This is a genomic window from Alloyangia pacifica (assembly GCF_900116195.1).
Taxonomy (GTDB): domain Bacteria; phylum Pseudomonadota; class Alphaproteobacteria; order Rhodobacterales; family Rhodobacteraceae; genus Salipiger; species Salipiger pacificus.
This window is the reverse complement of the sequence record NZ_FOZW01000011.1, coordinates 127,049-146,022: the sequence shown is the minus strand read 5'-3', so window position 1 is coordinate 146,022 and position 18,974 is coordinate 127,049. Positions and strand designations below refer to the sequence as shown.

Genomic DNA, 18,974 nt, shown 5'->3' with positions numbered 1-18,974 from the left:
TGCCCGGCTCCGGCATGGAGTCTCCACATGTTGAAGATCACCGACCTGGTCAAAAGCTACGGCAGCGGCGCACCGGTGCTGAAGAACCTCGACCTGACCATCGAGGGGGAAAGCGTGGTGTCGATCATCGGCTCCTCGGGGGCCGGGAAATCCACCCTGCTGCGCTGCATCAACCGCCTGGTCGAGCCGACCTCGGGCAGCATCGTGCTGAACGGCACCGAGCTCACCAACCTAAGGGGCCGCCAGCTGCGCGCCGCGCGGCGCAAGATCGGCATGGTCTTCCAGGGGTTCAACCTCGTCGACCGGCTGACCGTGATGGAGAACGTGCAGTCCGGGCGGCTGGGATACATCTCGACCTGGGCCGCGATCATGCGACGCTACCCCAAGGAAGACATCCGCCGCGCCTACGAGCTGATGGAGCGCGTCGGCATCGCGCAATACGCCAACACCCGCGCCGACCAGCTGTCGGGCGGCGAGCGCCAGAGGGTCGGCGTGGTCCGGGCGCTGATGCAGGACCCAGAGATTCTGCTCGCCGACGAGCCCACCGCCTCGCTCGATCCCAAGACTTCCGAGCAGATCATGGGGCTGCTGCGCGATCTCGCCGGTGAGCTGAAGCTGCCGGTGCTCATCAATATCCACAACGTGACCGAGGCCAAGAAATACACCGACCGCATCGTCGGCATGCGCTTCGGACGGATCATCTTCGACGACCTGCCTGGCGCTCTCGACGAGGAGGCGATGGAACGGATCTATTCCGGCAGCCCCCATGCCGACCGCGGTGGCGACCTGCGGGAGGCGTCATGAGCCAGCACCCCGACACCTGGCGCAAGCCGCCCGTCATCGCCAACCCGCTGCTTCGCTGGGCCGTGTATCTTGGTGCTCTGGCCTATTTCGGCTGGGTCGCAGCGACCATGCCGATTGACTGGGCGCGGGTCGCGCAGGGGATCGAGCGGGCCGGGCGCATCTTCGGCGGGGCCTTTCCTCCGAGCTTCGAGCGCAGCGGCCTGCTGATAGACGGCTTCCTGGAGAGCCTGAAGATCGCCATCCTCGCCACCGTCGGCGGCGTCGCCCTGTCGATCCCCATCGCCTTCATGGCCGCGCGCAATGTCGCGCCGCTGCCAATCTTTTACCTCGGCCGGGCGATCATCATCATCGCCCGCAGCTTCCATCCGGTCATCGTCGCGATCATCTTCGTCAAGGCGGTCGGCTTCGGACCCTTCGCCGGCGTGCTGACGCTGGTGGTCTATTCCATCGGCTTCGTCGCCAAGATGCTGGCCGAACGGATCGAGGAGATCGACTTCGGCCAGGTGGAGGCGATGCGCGCCGCCGGAGCGCCCTACCTCTCGACGCTGGTCTACGCGATCTTTCCCCAGATCATGCCCCGGCAAATCGGGCTGACCATCTATCAACTCGACTCCAACCTGCGGGCCTCGGCGGTGGTCGGCATCGTCGGCGCGGGCGGCATCGGCGCGACGCTGGCCAATGCCTTCGGGCGCTACGACTATGATTTCGCGCTCGCCATCACCATCGTCATCGTCGGCGTGATCCTCGTCTCCGAGGCGATCAGCGGCCAGATCAGGAAGCGCATCGCATGAGCAGCATCTCCGAGCAGTTCGGGCGCGAGGACTGGTCGCGCCATACGCCGAAGGAGAAGGCCCGGCGCTTCGGTGTCTTCGCGGTCTGCGCCCTGGCGGTCTTCTGGGCGCTTGGCTCGATCGAGATCATCTGGGCCTGGGTCTGGGATTCACCGAGCCAGATGGCCGACCTCTTCGGGCGCATGTATCCGCCCGACGCCAGCAATCTCGGCAGCATCCTTCGCGTGCTGTGGGAGACCGTGAACATTGCCACCTTCGCCACCGCGCTGGCGGTGATCGTCTCGCTGCCGGTTGCCTATATCGCGGCACAGAACACCACGCCCAACCGTGGCACGCTCTGGCTCGGGAGGCTGATCCTCGTCAGCTCGCGGTCAGTCAACACGATCATCTGGGCGCTGCTCTTCGTGGCGATCTTCGGCCCCGGCATCGTCGCCGGCGTCGTGGCGATCATGTTCAGGTCCATCGGTTTCATCGGCAAGCTGCTGGGCGAGGCGATCGAAGAAATCGACACCCGTCCGGTCGAGGCGCTGGAAGCGACGGGCGCCTCGCGCTTCAAGGTCATCGCCTATGCCATCGTGCCGCAGGTCATGCCGACTTTCTGGGCCGTGGCGATCCTGCGCTGGGACATCAACCTGCGCGAGTCGACGGTGCTGGGACTTGTCGGTGCGGGCGGCATCGGGATCATCCTGCAAGGCGCCATCGACACGTTCAACTGGCCCGAGGCCGCGACCGTCCTGCTCGCCATCCTGGCGCTCGTCGTTTTGGGCGAGATCGTCTCGGCCTTCCTGCGTCGCCGCATCCTGTGAGCGGGGCGCGCGACAGGGCGGCGGCGACCGCCTTCGAGGCCTATCTCGGCGTGCGGTCCCGCCTTCCGGCGGCGGAATTCGAGGCAGGTTGGCAATCGGCGGAGAGCCTGGCCGAGATCGCCGGGCCCTTCGATCTCGTTCTGCTCGATGCATACGGGGTGCTGAACGTGGGTGAATCCCCGATCCCGGGCGCGGCGGAGGCCATCGCTGCGCTCCGGGCGGCGGGCAAGGCGGTGGCTGTGGTGTCCAATTCGGCCGCCTATCCCAAGCGGGTGATGATGCAGCGCTACGCGCGGCTCGGCTTTGACTTCGCGCCCGAAGAGGTGGTGACCAGCCGCGAAGCGCTCCTGGCGCATCTGGCGCGCGCGCCGCGCCTGCGATGGGGGGCGATGCTGAGCCCGGATAATGGCATGGAGGAATTCGAAAATATCGACCTGATCTTCCTCGGTGACGATCCCGCGGCCTACGCGGAGGCACAGGGTTTCCTGCTGATCGGCACGGATGGATGGACCGAGACGCGCCAGAGCATGCTGGAGGCCGCGCTGCGCGCGCATCCGCGCCCGGTCGTGGTCGGGAATCCCGACATCGTCGCCCCGCGCGAGACCGGCCTGTCGCTCGAGCCCGGGCATTTCGCACATCGCCTCGCCGATGCGGTCGGGATTGCGCCGGTCTTTCTCGGCAAGCCTTTCGCGGAGATATACACGCTCGCCCTAAGTCAAATCGCGCCGCAGATTGCGCCCGGGCGAGTGCTGATGGTCGGGGACACCCTGCACACCGACATTCTCGGCGGTCGCCAGATGGGTTTTGCGACGTCGCTGGTCACAGGGCACGGTGCGCTCCTCGGGCTCGACCCGGCAGAGGCGATCCGGCGGTCGGGCATCGTTCCGGATTTCGTCATCGCAAGCATCGGGGCCGCGAGGTGCCGTGCCTGAGCTCAGGGCCCTCGCGCACGTCGCGCCCGCTTCCACCAAAAGCATTCAGAACGGAAAGGTGCCGGTCAGCAAAACTGCCACTGAGTTCGGCATCCTTTCCCGCCATCCGCGCAGGGTCTTCGGGTGCCGCGGAGGACGCAGCTCGTGACCAAACCGCATGACCTGCGCCAAGGGTCAGTCCGGCGCTTCGACGAGAATCTTGACGTGCGATTTCTCGGCGACGAGTGCCTCGAACCCTTCGGCGACGATGGCGTCTATGGAGATACGCTTTGTCACCAGCTTGTCGGCGCTGAAATAGCCCTGTGTCATCAGCTCCATCACCGCGGGATAGACGTTGCGATAGGCGATGGTGCCCTGCAGTTGGCGCTCCTTTAGCACCGCCGTGTTGGGATGGAACGACGCCTCGCCCTCCCAGATCGACACGATCAGCGTCTGTCCCTCGTGTCGTGTGGCATCGATACATTGCGGCAGCACCTGCGGCACGCCGGTGACCTCAAAGGCGACGTGCACGCCGCCGGTGGCCGCGCGGATCGCCGCGACCGCGTCTTCGGACATCGGGTCGATCGCACTGGTCGCGCCAAGCTCCAGCGCCTTCTGCCGACGCACCTCGGAGGGTTCCACCACGTGAATCTGCGCGGCCCCGGCAACGCGCAGCGCCTCGACCACCAGCAGGCCGATCGGTCCGGCGCCAAAGACCGCTGCCATGTCACCCGCCTTGATCTTCGACAGCCGCACCGCGTGCAGCGCCACGGCGGCGGGCTCAACCAGCGCGCCCTGCTCCATCGACAGCGCGTCGGGCATCTTGTGCACCATGCGCGCGGGGACAACCGAATGGGCGGCGAACCCGCCATGCCCACCGGAGAGGCCGACGAAGCCCAACTGGTCGCACAGATTGTACTTCCCCTCTAGGCACGCCGGGCAACTACCACAGGCAAAGATCGGCTCGATGGCGACACGATCACCCGGAGCCAGCCCGGTCACGCCATCGCCCAGTTCGGTCACCACGCCGCAAAACTCATGGCCCATGGTGATCGGCGCCTGATCGTGGCTGAGCGGATGGTCCTCACCCACCGGTACGAAGATCGGGCCGGCGAGGTACTCGTGCAGGTCACTGCCGCAGATGCCGGTCCAGGCGACCTTGACCTTCACCTCGCCGGGGCCCGGGGCGGGCTCAGCCACATCCTCGACGCGGATATCCTTCACGCCGTACCAACGTGCTGCTTTCATGTGTCTTTCTCCAAGTCTTGAAAAGAGTATGCGCCCGGCCCGGGAGGGAGCCGGGCGCGAAATGCATCACGCCAGGTGATGCACTTCCTGCAGGCCGTAGACGGGGGTGTCCAAGCCCTCCATCCGGGCCTTCAGCTGCAGCGCGAGATAGAGAGAGTAGTGACGCGACTGGTGCAGGTTGCCGCCGTGGAACCAAAGGTTCTGCTGTTGCGTCGGCTTCCACATGTTGCGCTGCTCGCCCTCCCAGGGGCCGGGATCCTTGGTGGTGTCGGACCCAAGGCCCCAGACTTTGCCCACTTTGTCGGCGACCTCCTGGCTGATGAGGTCCGCCGCCCAGCCGTTCATCGAGCCGTACCCGGTGGCCATGACCACCAGATCGGCATCAAGCCGCGTGCCATCCGACAGCACAACCGCGGTCTCGTCGAAGTGGTCGACCTGGCCCTTCACCAGCTTCACCTCACCGTCGATGATCAACTGGCTGGCACCGACGTCGATGTAGTAACCCGAGCCGCGACGCAGGTACTTCATGAACAGCCCCGAGCCGTCGTCGCCCCAGTCGAGATCGAAGCCGGCCTTCTCCAGCCCGGCGTAGAACTCGGCGTCCCGTTCGCGCATCTGGTCGTAGAGCGGGATCTGGAACTCGTGCATGATCTTGTAGGGCAGCGAGGCGAAGATCATGTCGGCCTTTTCGGTGGTCACGCCGTTCGCCAGTGCCTCCTCTGAGTAGAGCGCGCCGAGCCCGATCTCCATTAGCGTGTCCGAGCGCACGATATGCGTCGACGAACGCTGAACCATCGTCACATCGGCATCCGCTTCCCAGAGCGCCGCGCAGATGTCATGGGCGGAGTTGTTCGAGCCCACCACGACCACCTTCTTGCCGCTCCAGGCATCCGGACCGTCATGCTGCGAAGAGTGCTGAATCGTACCTTTGAAGCTGTCCATCCCGGGAAACTGTGGCAGGTTCGGCTTGCCCGACATGCCGGTGGCGAGCACCAGTTGCGTCGGCTTCAGCACCACTTTCTCGCCGTCGCGATTGACCTCCACTGTCCAGGTCCCCGAGGCCTCGTCGAAGCTTGCCCTCTCGACCGTGGTGCGGGTCCAGTAGGGGATCTCCATGACCTTGGTGTACATCTCTAGCCAGTCGCCGACCTTGTCCTTGGGGGTGAACACCGGCCAGTTGTCGGGGAACTTGATGTAGGGCAGGTGGTCGTACCAGATCGGATCGTGCAGGCAGAGCGACTTGTACCGGCTGCGCCACTGGTCGCCCGGACGGTCGTGCTTGTCGAGAACGATGGTCGGCACGCCGAGTTGCCGCAGCCGCGCGCCAAGCGCGATGCCGCCCTGACCGCCGCCGACGATCACCGTATAGGGCTGTGTGTCGTAGCCGAGCGAGGCCTCCTCCGCCTCGCGCCGCTCCTTCCAACTGGTGCGGTTCTTCTGCGCGCCATGCTCGGCGCCCATCGGGCGGCGCGTGCCGCGGTTCTCCTCGAAGCCTTTGAGTTCCTGCAGCGCGGTGAGAAACGTCCAGATCCGGTCATCCTTCAATCTCATCAAGCCCCAGCCGCGTCCGGCAGCCGTCTCGAAGGTGATCCACGCGGTGATCACGCCGCCGTCCTCGGAAGGCACCTCGCCCGGCTGAATTTGGAAATTGCCGGGACGGGTCTGCGTGAGCTGCTGGCCGAGCATGTCGGCGACCCCCGCCGGGCCCTCCACCGTCTTGAGGTTCCAGCTGACCGAGATCAGATCGCGCCAGTAGCTGTCGGTAGCAAACAGGGCCGCTGCCGCGGCGACGTCGCCCTCCTCCAGGGCGGCGTTGAGCCGGTCGAGCACCTCCTGCGTGCGGCTCACGGTGGTTGAATCGAGCATCGCGTCTCCTCCTCTGCGCGTTGTTCTGCGAGGAGTATCGCGGGAGGCTGGCGCCGCGTTCTACGGCAGGTTGCCTCGGACTGCGCGAAAACCGGGCGCCGCGCTGCGGCATGTTGCGTGCGCAACGGCGCGCAACAGCTCAGCTTGGCGCCTGGAGACCGGCTTTGCGCAGGCGCCGCAGGACCGTAGAGCGATTGACGCCGAGGCGGCGCGCGGCGCGGGCCATATTCCAGCCGCAGGCTTCCATCACCTGCTCAAGCTGCTCCTCGGCATCCGGAGGTTCGGGCGTGCTGTCGACCGGCGCGGGCAGGTCGGGCAGGTCAATCACCCGCCCGTCACAGAGCGCAATGGCCACGTCGAGCACCTGCTCCAGTTCTCGCAGGTTGCCGGGCCACGAGCGACCGAGCAGCGCCGCACGAGCGGAGGGCGACAGCCGCATGTCCTCGGGCGCGCGCCGATGCAACACGCGGTCGAGCAGCCAGCCGAGATCGCGGCGCTGGCGCAGCGACGGCAGCCGCAGGGTCGCGCCGGCCAGCCGGTGGAACAGCGGGCCGGGCAACGCAAGAGCGGCGGGGTCGGCGCAGGTTGTCACGATCGGGCGCAGGCACGGGCCACCATCCAGAACGGCGGTCAGCGTCGGCGCAGTGCCTCCGGGCAAGTCCTCGATGCGGCGCAGCACGAGGGTGGTGGGGCCGGGCAGCGCTGCGGTGGCCTCTCGCAGTACGTCGGGCGACAGTCCGGCGCAGTCGAGAGACAGGAAGCCATTGGCAGTGCCGACCATGTGGATCGCATGGGCCAGCTTGGTCTTGCCGGTGCCGGTGGCACCGGTGATCAGCAAGGGCACCGAGGTGCGGGCCAGCTTTGCCGCCTGCGCCAGCAGTTGCGCCATCGCCGGGTCTTCTCCGGCAAGCCCCGCGAGAGGGCCGCCGCGGCGGCTGCTGCGCGGTGCGGTGCGCGGCGCCTGCGGCGCGATGGCATGGCCGAAGAGCGCACCGCCGTCACGCATCTCGATGATCCGCTCTTCTGTGGGACGGTCGCGCATCAGGTCGGGCAGATCGTCGACGCTCAGCCCCAGCACCTCGTCGATGCGCCGCCCGATCACCTCGCCGCCGTCTGGGAACAGTCGCCGAGCGGCCCGCGTGTAACCGAGTACGCGACCGCCGCCATCAAGGCGAACGGCAGCCTCGGGATCGACGTCGAGGAATTCCGGGCTGGCCGACAGGCGCAGCACCCAATCGCGGCGACTTTCGGCCATCAGATTCGCCATCTCCACGCGCCGCGCGGCATTGGTCACGAGGCTCATGGCAAGGTTCTGGCTGCGCTTGGGGGTCGGCGAGCGTAGCAAGGAGATGTCAAGCACCGCCGCGAGCCCGCCGAGACTGTCGAAGATCGGCGCGGCGGTGCAGCTGAGCGTGGTGTGGGCATTGCCGAAATGGTCGTCCTGATGGACCGTCACCGGTTCTTGCGTGACGATGCAGGCGCCGACACCACAGGTGCCGGCAAGGCTTTCGGACCAGTTCGAGCCAAGGTAGAGCCCGGCTGCCCGCAGATCGTCGACGAAGAGATCATCGCCGAAGAAATCGACGCAGACGCCCTTGGCATCGGTGAGCAGCAGCACGTAGTTCTGCCCCGCGACCTGCCGGAACAGGCTCTGCAGGCTGGACCGCGCGGCCCCGATCATCCATTCCGCCTGCTTGCGATGGTCGCGAAGTTCGCTCTCGGTCACGATGTAAGCGGGGTCGCGGCGCATGGGATCCATGCCGTAAAGCTCGACGCACCTCCGCCAAGAGGCTGAAACGAACCCGTCCCGCCCGGTCTGAGAGCCTCCCAAGACCTGCTCGATCTCCTCGACATGTTTATGGTCGCGCATCGCTCCCCCTCTCCTCGGTGCCGAGAGTAGCACGGGGCGCGTTGCGGGAGAGGTCAGACTTTCGTTGGCTCGAGCGCCGGGCGGCTTTCTGCCCCGGGAGGGGGAGGACCAAGGTGGGTCAAGAGCCGCTCACCGACGTCCGAACCCCCAGACTGCGCGGTGCATCCAGCCCTCTGGTCGCACCGCTGTGTCCGGCATCAGACCCGGACACCCTCGGCGTTGAACAGATGCAGTGCCTCTTCGGGGAAGGAGACACAGACCGTCGGTCCGGGTTCGAGCCAGACACGGTCATGGGTGAGGACCTTGAACACCTCCCCCGCCAGCGTCAGGTGCAGAATGATACCGTGGCCCGTCGGCTCGACCAGCTCCACCGCAGCTTCGAGGCCGTCGGAGCCCGCGGGCGACAGCACCACGTGCTCGGGCCGGATGCCAAGCGTCGCATCCCCCATGGTCGCGGGCATCGTCTCGGGCAGGGCGACGCTGCGGCCGTCGTGCAGGTGCAGCTGGCGGTCGGCGATATTGCCCTTGAGGAAGTTCATTCCGGGCGAGCCGATGAACCCCGCGACGAAGAGGTTGGCGGGGCGGTCGTAGAGGTCTAGCGGGGTGCCGACCTGCTGGATGTGGCCGCCGTGCATGGCGACGATGCGGTCGGCTAGCGTCATAGCCTCGACCTGGTCGTGGGTGACGTAGATCGAGGTGGCGCCCAGCTCGCGGTGCAGCTTGCGGATCTCGGCGCGCATCTGCTCGCGCAGGCGGGCGTCGAGGTTCGACAGCGGCTCGTCGAACAGGAACGCCTTGGGCTGGCGCACGATTGCCCGGCCCATGGCGACGCGCTGGCGTTGGCCGCCCGAGAGCGCCTTGGGCTTGCGTTCGAGCAGCGCGTCGAGTCCGAGCTTGGACGAGGCGGCGCGAACCTTCTCGGCGATCGTCGGCTTGTCGGTCTTCCGCAGTCGCAGAGAGTAGCTCATGTTGTCGGCGACGCTCATGTGCGGGTAGAGCGCGTAGCTCTGGAACACCATGGCGATGTCGCGGGCCTTGGGGGGCAGGGCGTTCATCACTTTGTCGTCGATACGGATCTCGCCGCCGGTGATCTCCTCGAGCCCGGCGATCATCCGCAGGAGCGTGGACTTGCCGCAGCCGGAGGGGCCGACCAGCACGATGAACTCGCCGTCGCCGATCTCGAGGTTGATGTCGTCGAGCACGCGGATCGTGCCGTAGTTCTTGCTCGCGGAGCGGATTTCCATCGTGGCCATGGGGTTATCCTTTCACGGCGCCGGCGGTCATGCCTTGCACCAGGTAGCGTTGGATGAGCAGGAAGAAGAGGCAGGCGGGGATCAGCGCCAGCACGCCGGCGGCCATCATCTGCCCGTAGTCGACCGAGAACTTCGACACGAAGGTCAGCAGTCCGACGGGGAATGTGGCCTTTTCGCTGCCCGAGATCAGCATCAGCGCAAAGATCATCTCGGACCAGGCGGCGGTGAAGACGAAGCCCAGTGTCGCCGCGACCCCCGGCAGCGCCAGCGGCAGGATGATGTGGCGGAAGGCGGTAAAGCGGTCGGCACCGTCGATCATCGCGGCCTGCTCGAGGTCCGAGGGGATGCCGTCGAAGAAGCCCTGCATCAGGAAGGAGGCGAAGGGCACGTTGAAGGCGGTGTAGACGATGACAAGCCCGGTCAGGCTGTTGGTCAGCCCGAGCGGCGAGAGGATCTTGAAGATCGGCGCCACCAGCATGACCAGCGGGAACATCTGGGTGATCAGCAGCAGAGCTGCCAGCCAGAGCTTGCCGCGGAACTGAAAGCGCGACAGCGCATAGCCCATCAGCGCTGCGAGCACGGTCGAGACGAGCGCGGTGGAGCCCGAGACGATCAGGCTGTTGGCGAAGAAGCGCGGGAACTCGCTGTTGGCCAGCACGAAGCGGAAGTGATCCAGCGTTGTGCGCGAAGGCCACATGCGCACGCCTTCGGAGTAGAGCAGGTCGTTCGGGGTCACCGAGACCTTGAGCAGCCAGTAGAGCGGGAAGAGCGCGAAGGCGATGAAGCACAGGATGGCCGCGCGATGCGCCAGCGTGCCGAAAAGACGGGTCGCGGTCATGTCACTTGTCCCTGTTCGAGAGCTTCTGGCGGAAGACGAGAATGACCATGGAATAGGCCAGAAGAAGCGCCAGCAGCACCAGTGCGACCGCCGAGGCATAGCCGAAGTCGAGCCGCTTGAAGGCCTGGGTGAAGATGTAGCTGGCCACGGTCTGGGTGCGGTCGGCGGGGCCGCCGTTGGTCATCACGATGATCAGGTCGGCGAAGTTGGCGACCCAGACCGTGCGCAGCAGCACGGTGATGGCGATCACCGGTGCAAGGTAAGGCAGGGTGATCGAGAAGAAGCGCTGGATCGGCGAGGCACCGTCGATCGAGGCGGCCTCGTAGAGATCCTTGGGAATCGACTGCAGCGCGGCCAGCAGCGTGATGGCGAAGAACGGAATGCCCCACCATGTTGCGGCAAGGATCGGGCCCCACATGGCGATGCTCGGATCGGCGAGGATGTTCGAGGGCTCGTCCATCAGCCCCAGCGCGAACAGCCAGTGCGGGATCGGCCCGATCACCGGGTTGAAGAGCCAGGCCCAGTTGAGGCCCGCAAGGAAGGTCGGCACGGCCCAGGGCAGGAACACCAGCGATTGCGCCAACCCGCGCCCGGCGAACGGCACGTTGAGCAGCAGTGCGAGGATCAAGCCAAAGGCGAGCTGGAAGAAGACGCTGGCGCCGGTCCACCACAGGGTGTTGCGCAGCGCACGCAGGAAGGCATCGTCCTGGCCGAGCGTCTTGAAGTGCTCGAGGCCGACGAAGCCGCCGGAGAAGGGATTGAGAAGCTGGATGTCCCGGAAAGCGTAGGAGATGCCGAGGATCAGCGGCACCAGCATCACGGCGGTGATCAGGATCAGCACCGGCGCGCAGTAGAGCCAGGGCTCGAGCGTCACGGCGAGGCGCTGGCGCAGCGGACGCCGGTAGGTGGCAGGGATGGGCGTGGCGGTCATCGGTCCTCCGGGGGAAGGGGTGAGCCGGACGCGCACGTCCGGCCCGCGTTTTCAGGTCACTTGGCCCATTACTTTGCGAGATGCTTTTGCTGCGCCTTGGTCAGGTAGGCAGCCCACTCGGAGGCCAGTTCCTGCGGGGTGATCTCACCCAGGAGGGCCTTCTGGCCGGACGCGATCGCCATGGAGTCCTTGAAGTAGGCGAACTCCTCCAGGTAGGTCGGCATGACCGTCGGCACGACGTTCTCGTCGGCCAGCGCGTCAAACCAGCCCTTGAAGGCGGGCGCGGCGTAGAACTCGTCTTCCTCGGCGGACTTCAGCACCGGCAGCGCGCCGATCTTCTTGTTCCAGGCGATGTTGCCCTCGGGGCCCTCGAGCTGGGCGATCAGCTCCCAGGCGAGGTCCTTGTTTTCGGAGGCGGACATCATCGACCAGCCCGCGTAGCCGATCGTCGGGAAGGCCTTGCCGTCCGGGCCCTTGGGCATCGGGATCACGCCGTACTGGTCCTCGGACATACGTTCGGCGATGGCGATGAGCGCGTCGGGGTCCTGATCGAGGAAGGCGCAGGTGCCGGAGTAGAAGCCCGCGACGATCTCGTTGAAGCCCCAGTTCACGCTGTCCTTCGGTGCCAGGCCGTCCTTGTAGAGATCGACGTACCACTCGATGCCCTTGACCCAGCCCTCACTGTCCATGGTCGAGGTGCCGTCCTCGTTGAAGAAGGCGTTGTCGCCCGCCATGGTCGCACCGGCCATCATCCAGCCGTTCAGCCCGCCCGGACCGCCCCGCATGCAGTAGCCCGACTTGCCGGGAAGCGCCGAAATCGCCTCGGAGGCAGCGCGGAATTCCTCGAGCGTGGTGGGCGGTGCCTCGACACCTGCCTCCTTGAGCAGGTCCTTGTTGTAGAACAGCGCCCGCAGGTAGAAGCCGTAGGGCAGCATGTAGGCGGTGTCGTCGATGTCGCGGCCGAGTTCCAGCGCGCGGTCGGTCAGATCCGCGGTGGTGTCCCAGTCGGCGAGATAGGGCTCAAGGCTCTCCAGGAGGCCGTTGTTGGCGTAGAGCGACAGCCAGGTGTCGGGCATCTCGACCACGTCGGGCAGATCGCCAGCCGAGACCATGGTGGCGAACTTCTGGAAGGCTTCGCCCCAGGGCAGCGAGATGATCTCGACCTTGGTGTCGGGGTGCGCTTCCTCGAAGCCTGCGACGATCTGCTTGAGCGTCTCGGTGCGGGCCGGGCTGGTGATCACCTCGACGAGGCGCAGCGTGGTCTCGGCGCTCGCCGCACCACTTGCCGCCAGCAGCGCGAGGGCGCTGGCACTGAGCAGTTTCTTCATGGTCGTCTCCCTGTTGATTTTCTGTTGGTGGTTTGTTGGATTGGCGCGGCCCGGCCGGGCCGCCGCCGCAGGTTATTGCGCGGCCTTGACCTCCGACGGCTGCCCTGCGGCGGCAATCGCCGCTGTCAGATCGCCCCAGAGCGCCTCGGTGCCTTCGAGCCCGATATGCAGCCGGACCGAGCGCGAGGAGATGCCGAATTCATGGGCCGAGTTGGGTCTGGCCTTCTGTTCGAGAACGACGTCTCCGGGGACCACGAGGCTCTCGTGCCCGCCCCAGCTCACGCCGAGCTTGAACAGCTCGAGCGCATCGCAGAAGCGGCGCAGGTCGATCCCTTCGCGGAAGATGAATGAGAACAGCCCGGTGGTGCCGCGTAGCCCCGCTGGCAGCGGCGCGAGGCCGGGGTGCATGACGGTTTCGACCACGTCGAGCGCAGCCAGGCGTCGGGCGATCTCCAGCGCGCTGTCCTGATGCGCCGCGACGCGCAGCGGCAGCGTGCGCAGCCCGCGCAGCAGCAGCCAGGCGTCCATCGGGGCGATGCGCCCGCCGAGATAGGGGTAGATCTCGCTCCGCACCCGGTCGACATTTTCCTTGGAGCCGGCAATCACGCCCGCCACCACGTCGCTGTGCCCGCCGATGTATTTCGACGCCGAGTGCACCACCAGGTCGACGCCCAGCTCAATCGGGTTCTGGAAGACCGGCGTCGCCCAGCTGTTGTCGATCACCGAGAAGACGCCGTGGCGCTTCGCGGCGGCGGCCAGCACGCCCACGTCGAGCGGCTCCATCACCCAGCTCGTCGGGCTTTCGAGGTAGAGCAGCTTCGCCCCGGGCAGCGCCGCCTCGACCGCCTGTGGGTCGGTGCCGTCGACGTAGTCGACGGTGATGCCCATGCGCGGCAGGTAGGTGCCGAACAGGCGGAAGGCATCGGGGTAGACGTTGCGGACCGCGACCACCCGGTCGCCGGGGGCGACATTGCTCAGAACCGAGGCCGAGATCGCTGCCATGCCCGAGGCGAAGGCCAGCGCGTCCTCGGCTTTCTCCAGCTGCGCCAGCTTTTCCTCGAAGGCGCGGACGGTGGGGTTGAGGCCGCGGCTGTAGATCGGCCGGGTGATCTCGCCGCGGTAGGCGGCGATCATCTCGTCGTAGCTGTCGAAGGTGAAGAGTGAGGTCTGCACGATCGGCGGCACGACGGCGTCGAGGATGCTGTCGCTGTCATGGGCGGCGATCAGCCGGGAGGCCTCGTAATGGTCGTTCATGGGCGCATGTTCCTGATGTCCTCCTCGACAACGTCGAGGATCTTGCGTGTTTCTTCCGCCGCCGCCGCGGTGTCTCCGGCGCAGATCGCGTCGAAGAGGGTGCGGTGATACGGGAAGGAGCGGGCGGCGAAATCGGGTCGGTCGAAGGGGCGGTCCCAGAACCGTTCGAGGATGTCGTGCATCTGCTCCAGCAGCTGCCGGAACAGTGGATTGTGCGCGGCGTCGTAGATCGTCATGTGAAAGGCGAAATCGGCCTTGCCGCTGCCGCCTTCTCGGTGGTGCGTGCGCTCCATCTCGTCGAGCGCCGCCTCCATGCGCTGGATGTCCTCGTCGGTGCGGCGGCGCGCCGCGGCGACGGAGGCCTCGATCTCGATGCCGCGCCGCACCTCCAGCGTCATCAGCAGCGCCTCGGCCAGCCCGTCTGCCGAAAGGCTGAGCGGCATGTAGACCGTCTCCGCCGAGATTTGCCGCAGCAGGTAGGTGCCCGAGCCGATCCGCGCCTCGACAATGCCGAGCGCCGAGAGCTGGCTGACCGCTTCGCGGAGGCTCGATCGTCCGACCTTTAGCGCGGCAGTCAGCTCGCGCTCGGGCGGCAGCCGGTCGCCGGGCTGGAGGTTCTGCTGGGCGATGTAGCGCGCCAAGGCGTCCATGATCTGGCGGCTCCGCCCAAGGGGAGGAAGAGCGGAAAGCGCGTCATCGGGGGCGTCTGGAGAGGGAGGAGTGTCGTTCATATTGGTAATAGGTCAGACCAATTTGAGTCGCGCAACACTTTTTGCAGTCCCGAAGGTGGCCGTCCGGATGGCTGGGAGGTCGCGCGAAACGCACCCTGTGGAACGCCTGGTTGGGCGATCGAGCATTGTACGGCGATCCTCTCGGCGCAGCTCGGGCTGGCCATCACCTGTCGGTTGCGCTTGTTGCAGACGTGCTACTGCCCGGAATTCATCGCACGGAAGGGCCGCGACCGGATCGAGCAGGTGGGGGCGAAAACCGCCTGCATCGAGCCGGGGGCACCCTGGGAAACGGCTATTGCGAGAGCCTCAATGCGGGTGTTCGGGTCGAGCTTCAGAAGGTCGAGGTGGCCTGCTCACTGAGAAAGGCGCAAATGCTCAACGAAAGATGGCGCTCTAGGATATCAGATCCCGGCGGCGAAGACCCTCTTACCAGTAGATCGAAGGCCCGCCACGCATTCGCATTTGGCTCGGACCACGCGTTGCGGTCACCTTGTTCAAGGCGCTTGACGGAAACGGTCGTGCCAAGTGAAGCCAACGCGGCGTGATTACAGCTTCGGGGAAAAGAAGCTGCTGTAGTAGCAGTTCTTCTTTGCAAGGTCCGCAATGTGTTTCCGGAACTCCGAGGTTCTATCGCTCTTGTAGAGGACGGAATATTTCACATGCGGAAGCCTGCCCTCGGTGGGAAGGCGTCTGAGATGGCCAGCATCTATCAGCGGTTGCGTCACCGGAACCGGCAGATAGCTAATTCCGAGCCCCGACACGGTGAAGCCGATCTGCGCGACGAGGCTTTCACATTGCATCGTTCTGTTTGAATGAAAATTCTGCTCTTCGAGCCAGCGGTTGTAGATAATGCCAGTGCCGGACCGGTTCCCCTGAACGAGTAGGGTAAAATCTGCCATCTGCTCCTGCCTGAGAGGGATGTCCCCCGGATAGAGGCTGGGGGCAACCATCCAGGCATTCTCGACCGGGGCGATCGGCAAGCGCACGCAGCGGCTGTCATCGAAGACGTCCGGCACGATGATCAGGTCGATGGAATCCTCGATCAACCGTTCGAACAAGGTGGCGCTCAGTTCCACTTCGGGCTCGATGCTGACCCGCGGGAATTCCGATCGGATGACACTGACCAGCTTGGGCAACCAGGTCATCGCGGTGAGCTCGGTGACACCCAGACGAAGGCGGCGAAACATGACCTCATTCGAGCTGGCGCGTTCGATCATCTGGTCGCGATCACTCAGCAGCTTCTTGGCGAAGGAAAGGATCTCATTGCCTTTGTCGGTCAGACGTGCGGTGCGCCTCGAGCGGTCGAAAATCTCGATCTGGAACTGGGCCTCCAGCTCCTGCACGCGTTTCGACACCGCTGACTGGGTGGTACAGAGCTTGTCGGCGGCGGCAGCGAAGCTGCCGAGATTGGCGATCCAGTAGATGGCTTCGAGTTGCTTGAAGGTGATCATGCCGCGCCTGTCCGGGTAGGTCTGCCGTGGAATACATTCTCATAGCGCATGAGAAGCCGCGTGCCCACATGAGTTAAAGAGACCAGTCGGAGAGGCGCGGCGCCTCTACGCTGCGTAGGGGGCGATACCGCAGCCGCTGTCGGCAATGCCCGCGCGGATCGCATGGGCCAGCTCCAGCGCGCTCGGCGTGTCGCTGTGCACGAGCACCGAGTCGACCTCGATCGGGACCATTTCCCCGGTGGTGAGGCGCAGCATGCCGGTTGCAAGCGTCTCCGCGACCCGTTCGCGGACCGCCTCGGGATCATGGATCAACGCGCCTTCGATGCCGCGCGGTGCCAGCCGGCCCGGGGCGCTGTAGCCTCGATCGGCGAGGAAGGAGCGGACGACCGGCAGGCCGAGCGCCTCGGCGGCGCGGGTTGCTTCGGTGTCGGGCAGGCCGATGAAGGTCAGCGCAGGGTCCACGGCCTTGACCGCCCGCAGGAGGGTCTTCGCGACATCCGCGTCGGCGAAGGAGAGGTTTCCCAGTGCGCCATGGAAGTTGAAGTGGGTTAGCGTCCTGCCTCGCAGATGCGCCACGCCCTGCAGGGCACCGAGCTGCGTGACGGTCATCAGCTCGAGCTCGCGGTGCGTCATCGGCATCGGACGCCGCCCGAACCCCGCGCGGTCGGGAAACCCGATATGGGCGCCGATACGCACGGAATTTTCCGCCGCGAGGTCAATGGTCTCGCACATGACCTCCGGGTCTCCAGCATGGCCGCCGCAGGCGATGTTGGCAGAGGTGATGAGCGGCATCAGCTCGGCGTCGGGGGCGATGCGGTAGGGGCCGAAACCTTCGCCGAGGTCCGAGTTCACGTCGATCTGTCGCATGTGTCTCAGGCTCCGGTCGTGATCTTGAACGCGGGGCTGCCCCAGCCAAGGAGGCTGTCGGCCTCGGCAAGCTGCTCGGTGACCGTGCCGTCGCAGGGGGCGGTCAGGGTGTTGCGAACCGGGCCGGCTGTCAGGAAGGCAAGAATGTCGCCCTTGGACACGGGCTGCGGCAGCCCGGCGATCTGCGGCTGGAACAGTCCCGGCGTCTCCGCCGTGGCGAGAACCGCCGCGTCGTCGGAGGGCCCTGCCGGCAAGTCCTCGGCATTGGCGCAGGCCGCCTCGCCGAAGCGAAGCTCGATACGGTCATCCGGCAGGCCGAAGGCCAGCGCGGTGACGCCGAAGCGCCGGGACACGGCCAGGATGTCCTCGAGGGTGCAGAGGTCGGCTGTCATTTCCATGCGGCTTATCCCTTTCGTTGATGTGAGGTTGCGCGGCGGACTGCCGAGATGAGATCATCTTCCCCGCGGCGCGCTGCGCGTGCCTCCGCGGCGGAAATCTCACGAAAGCGCAATGTGCTGCCCAGCGTCGCCTGCGCAAGCAGTGGCAGGTCCGCGTCGATGACGACCCCTAGCTTCGGATAGCCCCCGACGGTGTTGGCGTCCAGCATCTGGATGACCGGCCGTCCCGAGGGCGGGAGTTGGATCGTTCCGGGCAGGATGCCGTGAGACAGCAGCTCGCGGCGGATCGTCGGCACCATCTCCGGCCCGTCGAGGCGATAGCCGATCCGGTTGCTGGCCGGCTCGATCGTCCAGCCGGTCGCGCAGAACAGGGCACGGGTTTCGTCGTCGTGGTCGGCCCACTCCATGGCGGGCACGAAGCGGACCTCGGTCTCACCCGAGCCGTCGGCCCAGAGATCGGGCCAGGCGCGGGGGCTGAGCCCGAAGTCCAGGGCCCGCGAGCCCGTGACCTCCGCCGCCGTGGTCAGGATGTCCCCGGTCTTCAGTGCGCGGCCGTCGTGGCCTCCGAAACCGCCCTTGGCATCGGTGGCGCGCGACCCGAGCACCTCGGGCACGTCGAGGCCCCCCGAGACGGCGATGTAGCCGCGCATCCCGGTGCGGCTGTGACCCATCCTCAGCACCTGTCCCGGCAGGAGGGTCCTCGCCCACCAGCGGGGCAGGGGGCGGCCGTCGAGCGTTGCGCCAGTATCTGCCCCGGCAAGCGCGATGGCGACGGGCTCCAGCGCCTCGAAGGAGAAACCGCCGAGCGTGATCTCGAGGCCGGCGGCCTCCTCGGCGTTGCCGAGCAGCGCGTTGGCCACCCTCAGGGCGCGGCGATCCATGGCACCGGAGCGCCCGACACCGATGTTCGCAAGGCCGCTTCGTCCGAGGTCCTGGACCGTCGCACCGAGGCCGGGTGTTAGAATGCGGATCATGCGGAGACCTCCTCGACGCTGAAACGCAACTGGTCGCCGGGTTGCAGCAGCGCGGGCTCGTCGCGGGCATGGTCGAAGAGGCTGACCCGCGTCGCGCCGATGATGTGCCAGCCCGAGGGCGAGGTGCGGGCGATCACGCCCGCCTGTTCGCCGCCGATCACCACGCTGCCTTCCTCGACACGTTGCCGCGGTGAGGATCTGCGCGGCGTGGCGAGCCGCGGGTCGAGCCCGCCCAGGTAGGGAAATCCAGGCTGCGAGCCGAGCGCAAAGACGGTGTAGGTGGGGGCGCTGTGCAGGGCGACGACCTCGTCGATGCCAAGATCATGGCACGCCGCGAGCTCCGCCAGGTCCTCGCCGCCCGCGCCGCCGTAGTGCACGGGGATCTCGACGAGCCGGCCCTCTCCCTCGGCGGGCCGGGTCTCGCTCCAGAGTTCCGGCAGGCGCGCGGCGGTTTCCGCCACCTCCGCCCGCGGATCGAAACGCAGAAGCAGCGAATGCACGCCGAGCACGGTTTCGGTCACGCCGGGAAGATCGCGGCAGCTGCGGTCCAGCGCCCAGTACAGCCGCTGGACGTCGAGCGACATCGGCCCGCCGCTCTGGATCAGCAGGGCGCTCTCGCCCATCTCGGAGACATGCGCTGCGGGGGTCGTCAT

The 18,974-nt window shown here is 66.4% G+C and carries 18 protein-coding genes; 4 read left to right on the top strand and 14 right to left on the bottom strand.

Translation table 11 applies throughout. From position 1 onward, the window contains the following. The first annotated feature begins 27 nt into the window (after positions 1–27). The 4 genes from phnC to BM397_RS21200 are packed head-to-tail and all read left to right on the top strand — an operon-like array spanning position 28 to position 3,333. The gene (gene phnC / locus BM397_RS21215) at positions 28–804 is read left to right on the top strand and encodes a phosphonate ABC transporter ATP-binding protein (protein ID WP_092428247.1); all 777 of its coding nucleotides are present in this window, start codon (positions 28–30) and stop codon (positions 802–804) included. Beyond that, positions 801–1,595: a phosphonate ABC transporter, permease protein PhnE gene (gene phnE, locus BM397_RS21210; protein ID WP_092428245.1), complete on the top strand. Its 795-nt coding sequence runs from the start codon at positions 801–803 to the stop codon at positions 1,593–1,595. The genes phnC and phnE (BM397_RS21210) overlap by 4 nt, the downstream gene beginning before the upstream one ends. After that, complete coding sequence (phnE, locus tag BM397_RS21205) at positions 1,592–2,401, top strand: phosphonate ABC transporter, permease protein PhnE (protein ID WP_092428243.1); 810 nt, start codon at positions 1,592–1,594, stop codon at positions 2,399–2,401. The genes phnE (BM397_RS21210) and phnE (BM397_RS21205) overlap by 4 nt, the downstream gene beginning before the upstream one ends. Then, positions 2,398–3,333, top strand: a complete 936-nt coding sequence (locus tag BM397_RS21200; RefSeq protein ID WP_092428241.1) for an HAD-IIA family hydrolase — start codon at positions 2,398–2,400, stop codon at positions 3,331–3,333. Before phnE (BM397_RS21205) ends, BM397_RS21200 begins: the two co-directional genes overlap by 4 nt. Before the next feature lie 174 nt (positions 3,334–3,507). Here BM397_RS21200 and BM397_RS21195 read toward each other — a convergent pair whose 3' ends face one another. The 14 genes from BM397_RS21195 to pxpB form a co-directional block, all read right to left on the bottom strand. Next, positions 3,508–4,560, bottom strand: coding sequence for a 2,3-butanediol dehydrogenase (locus BM397_RS21195; RefSeq protein WP_092428239.1), 1,053 nt, complete (start codon positions 4,558–4,560; stop codon positions 3,508–3,510). A 66-nt stretch (positions 4,561–4,626) separates the two neighbouring features. Continuing rightward, a complete protein-coding gene (locus tag BM397_RS21190; RefSeq protein ID WP_092428237.1) occupies positions 4,627–6,426 on the bottom strand; it encodes an NAD(P)/FAD-dependent oxidoreductase in 1,800 nt (599 codons plus the stop codon). 139 nt (positions 6,427–6,565) lie between these two features. Then, complete coding sequence (locus BM397_RS21185; protein WP_092428235.1) at positions 6,566–8,296, bottom strand: sigma-54-dependent Fis family transcriptional regulator; 1,731 nt, start codon at positions 8,294–8,296, stop codon at positions 6,566–6,568. A gap of 197 nt (positions 8,297–8,493) precedes the next feature. After that, positions 8,494–9,540: an ABC transporter ATP-binding protein gene (locus BM397_RS21180; RefSeq protein ID WP_245696167.1), complete on the bottom strand. Its 1,047-nt coding sequence runs from the start codon at positions 9,538–9,540 to the stop codon at positions 8,494–8,496. Between the two features lie 13 nt (positions 9,541–9,553). Continuing rightward, positions 9,554–10,387: a carbohydrate ABC transporter permease gene (locus BM397_RS21175; protein ID WP_092428231.1), complete on the bottom strand. Its 834-nt coding sequence runs from the start codon at positions 10,385–10,387 to the stop codon at positions 9,554–9,556. Position 10,388: 1 nt separating this feature from the next. Further along, positions 10,389–11,318: a carbohydrate ABC transporter permease gene (locus BM397_RS21170; RefSeq protein WP_092428229.1), complete on the bottom strand. Its 930-nt coding sequence runs from the start codon at positions 11,316–11,318 to the stop codon at positions 10,389–10,391. Between the two features lie 68 nt (positions 11,319–11,386). Beyond that, on the bottom strand, positions 11,387–12,646 hold the full coding sequence (locus BM397_RS21165; RefSeq protein ID WP_092428227.1) for an ABC transporter substrate-binding protein: 1,260 nt from the start codon (positions 12,644–12,646) through the stop codon (positions 11,387–11,389). Positions 12,647–12,718: 72 nt separating this feature from the next. Continuing rightward, the gene (locus BM397_RS21160) at positions 12,719–13,900 is read right to left on the bottom strand and encodes a PLP-dependent transferase (protein ID WP_092428225.1); all 1,182 of its coding nucleotides are present in this window, start codon (positions 13,898–13,900) and stop codon (positions 12,719–12,721) included. Next, entirely contained in the window at positions 13,897–14,550 is a 654-nt protein-coding gene (locus tag BM397_RS21155) for a FadR/GntR family transcriptional regulator (protein ID WP_218124906.1), read from the bottom strand. Before BM397_RS21155 ends, BM397_RS21160 begins: the two co-directional genes overlap by 4 nt. Before the next feature lie 626 nt (positions 14,551–15,176). Continuing rightward, a complete protein-coding gene (locus BM397_RS21150; protein ID WP_092428221.1) occupies positions 15,177–16,082 on the bottom strand; it encodes a LysR family transcriptional regulator in 906 nt (301 codons plus the stop codon). Between the two features lie 105 nt (positions 16,083–16,187). After that, positions 16,188–16,949, bottom strand: a complete 762-nt coding sequence (locus BM397_RS21145; protein ID WP_092428219.1) for a LamB/YcsF family protein — start codon at positions 16,947–16,949, stop codon at positions 16,188–16,190. Between the two features lie 5 nt (positions 16,950–16,954). Then, complete coding sequence (locus BM397_RS21140; protein WP_092428217.1) at positions 16,955–17,347, bottom strand: biotin/lipoyl attachment domain-containing protein; 393 nt, start codon at positions 17,345–17,347, stop codon at positions 16,955–16,957. A gap of 5 nt (positions 17,348–17,352) precedes the next feature. Then, positions 17,353–18,321, bottom strand: a complete 969-nt coding sequence (locus BM397_RS21135; RefSeq protein ID WP_092428215.1) for a 5-oxoprolinase subunit C family protein — start codon at positions 18,319–18,321, stop codon at positions 17,353–17,355. Further along, the gene (gene pxpB, locus BM397_RS21130; RefSeq protein WP_092428213.1) at positions 18,318–18,974 is read right to left on the bottom strand and encodes a 5-oxoprolinase subunit PxpB; all 657 of its coding nucleotides are present in this window, start codon (positions 18,972–18,974) and stop codon (positions 18,318–18,320) included. The genes BM397_RS21135 and pxpB overlap by 4 nt, the downstream gene beginning before the upstream one ends.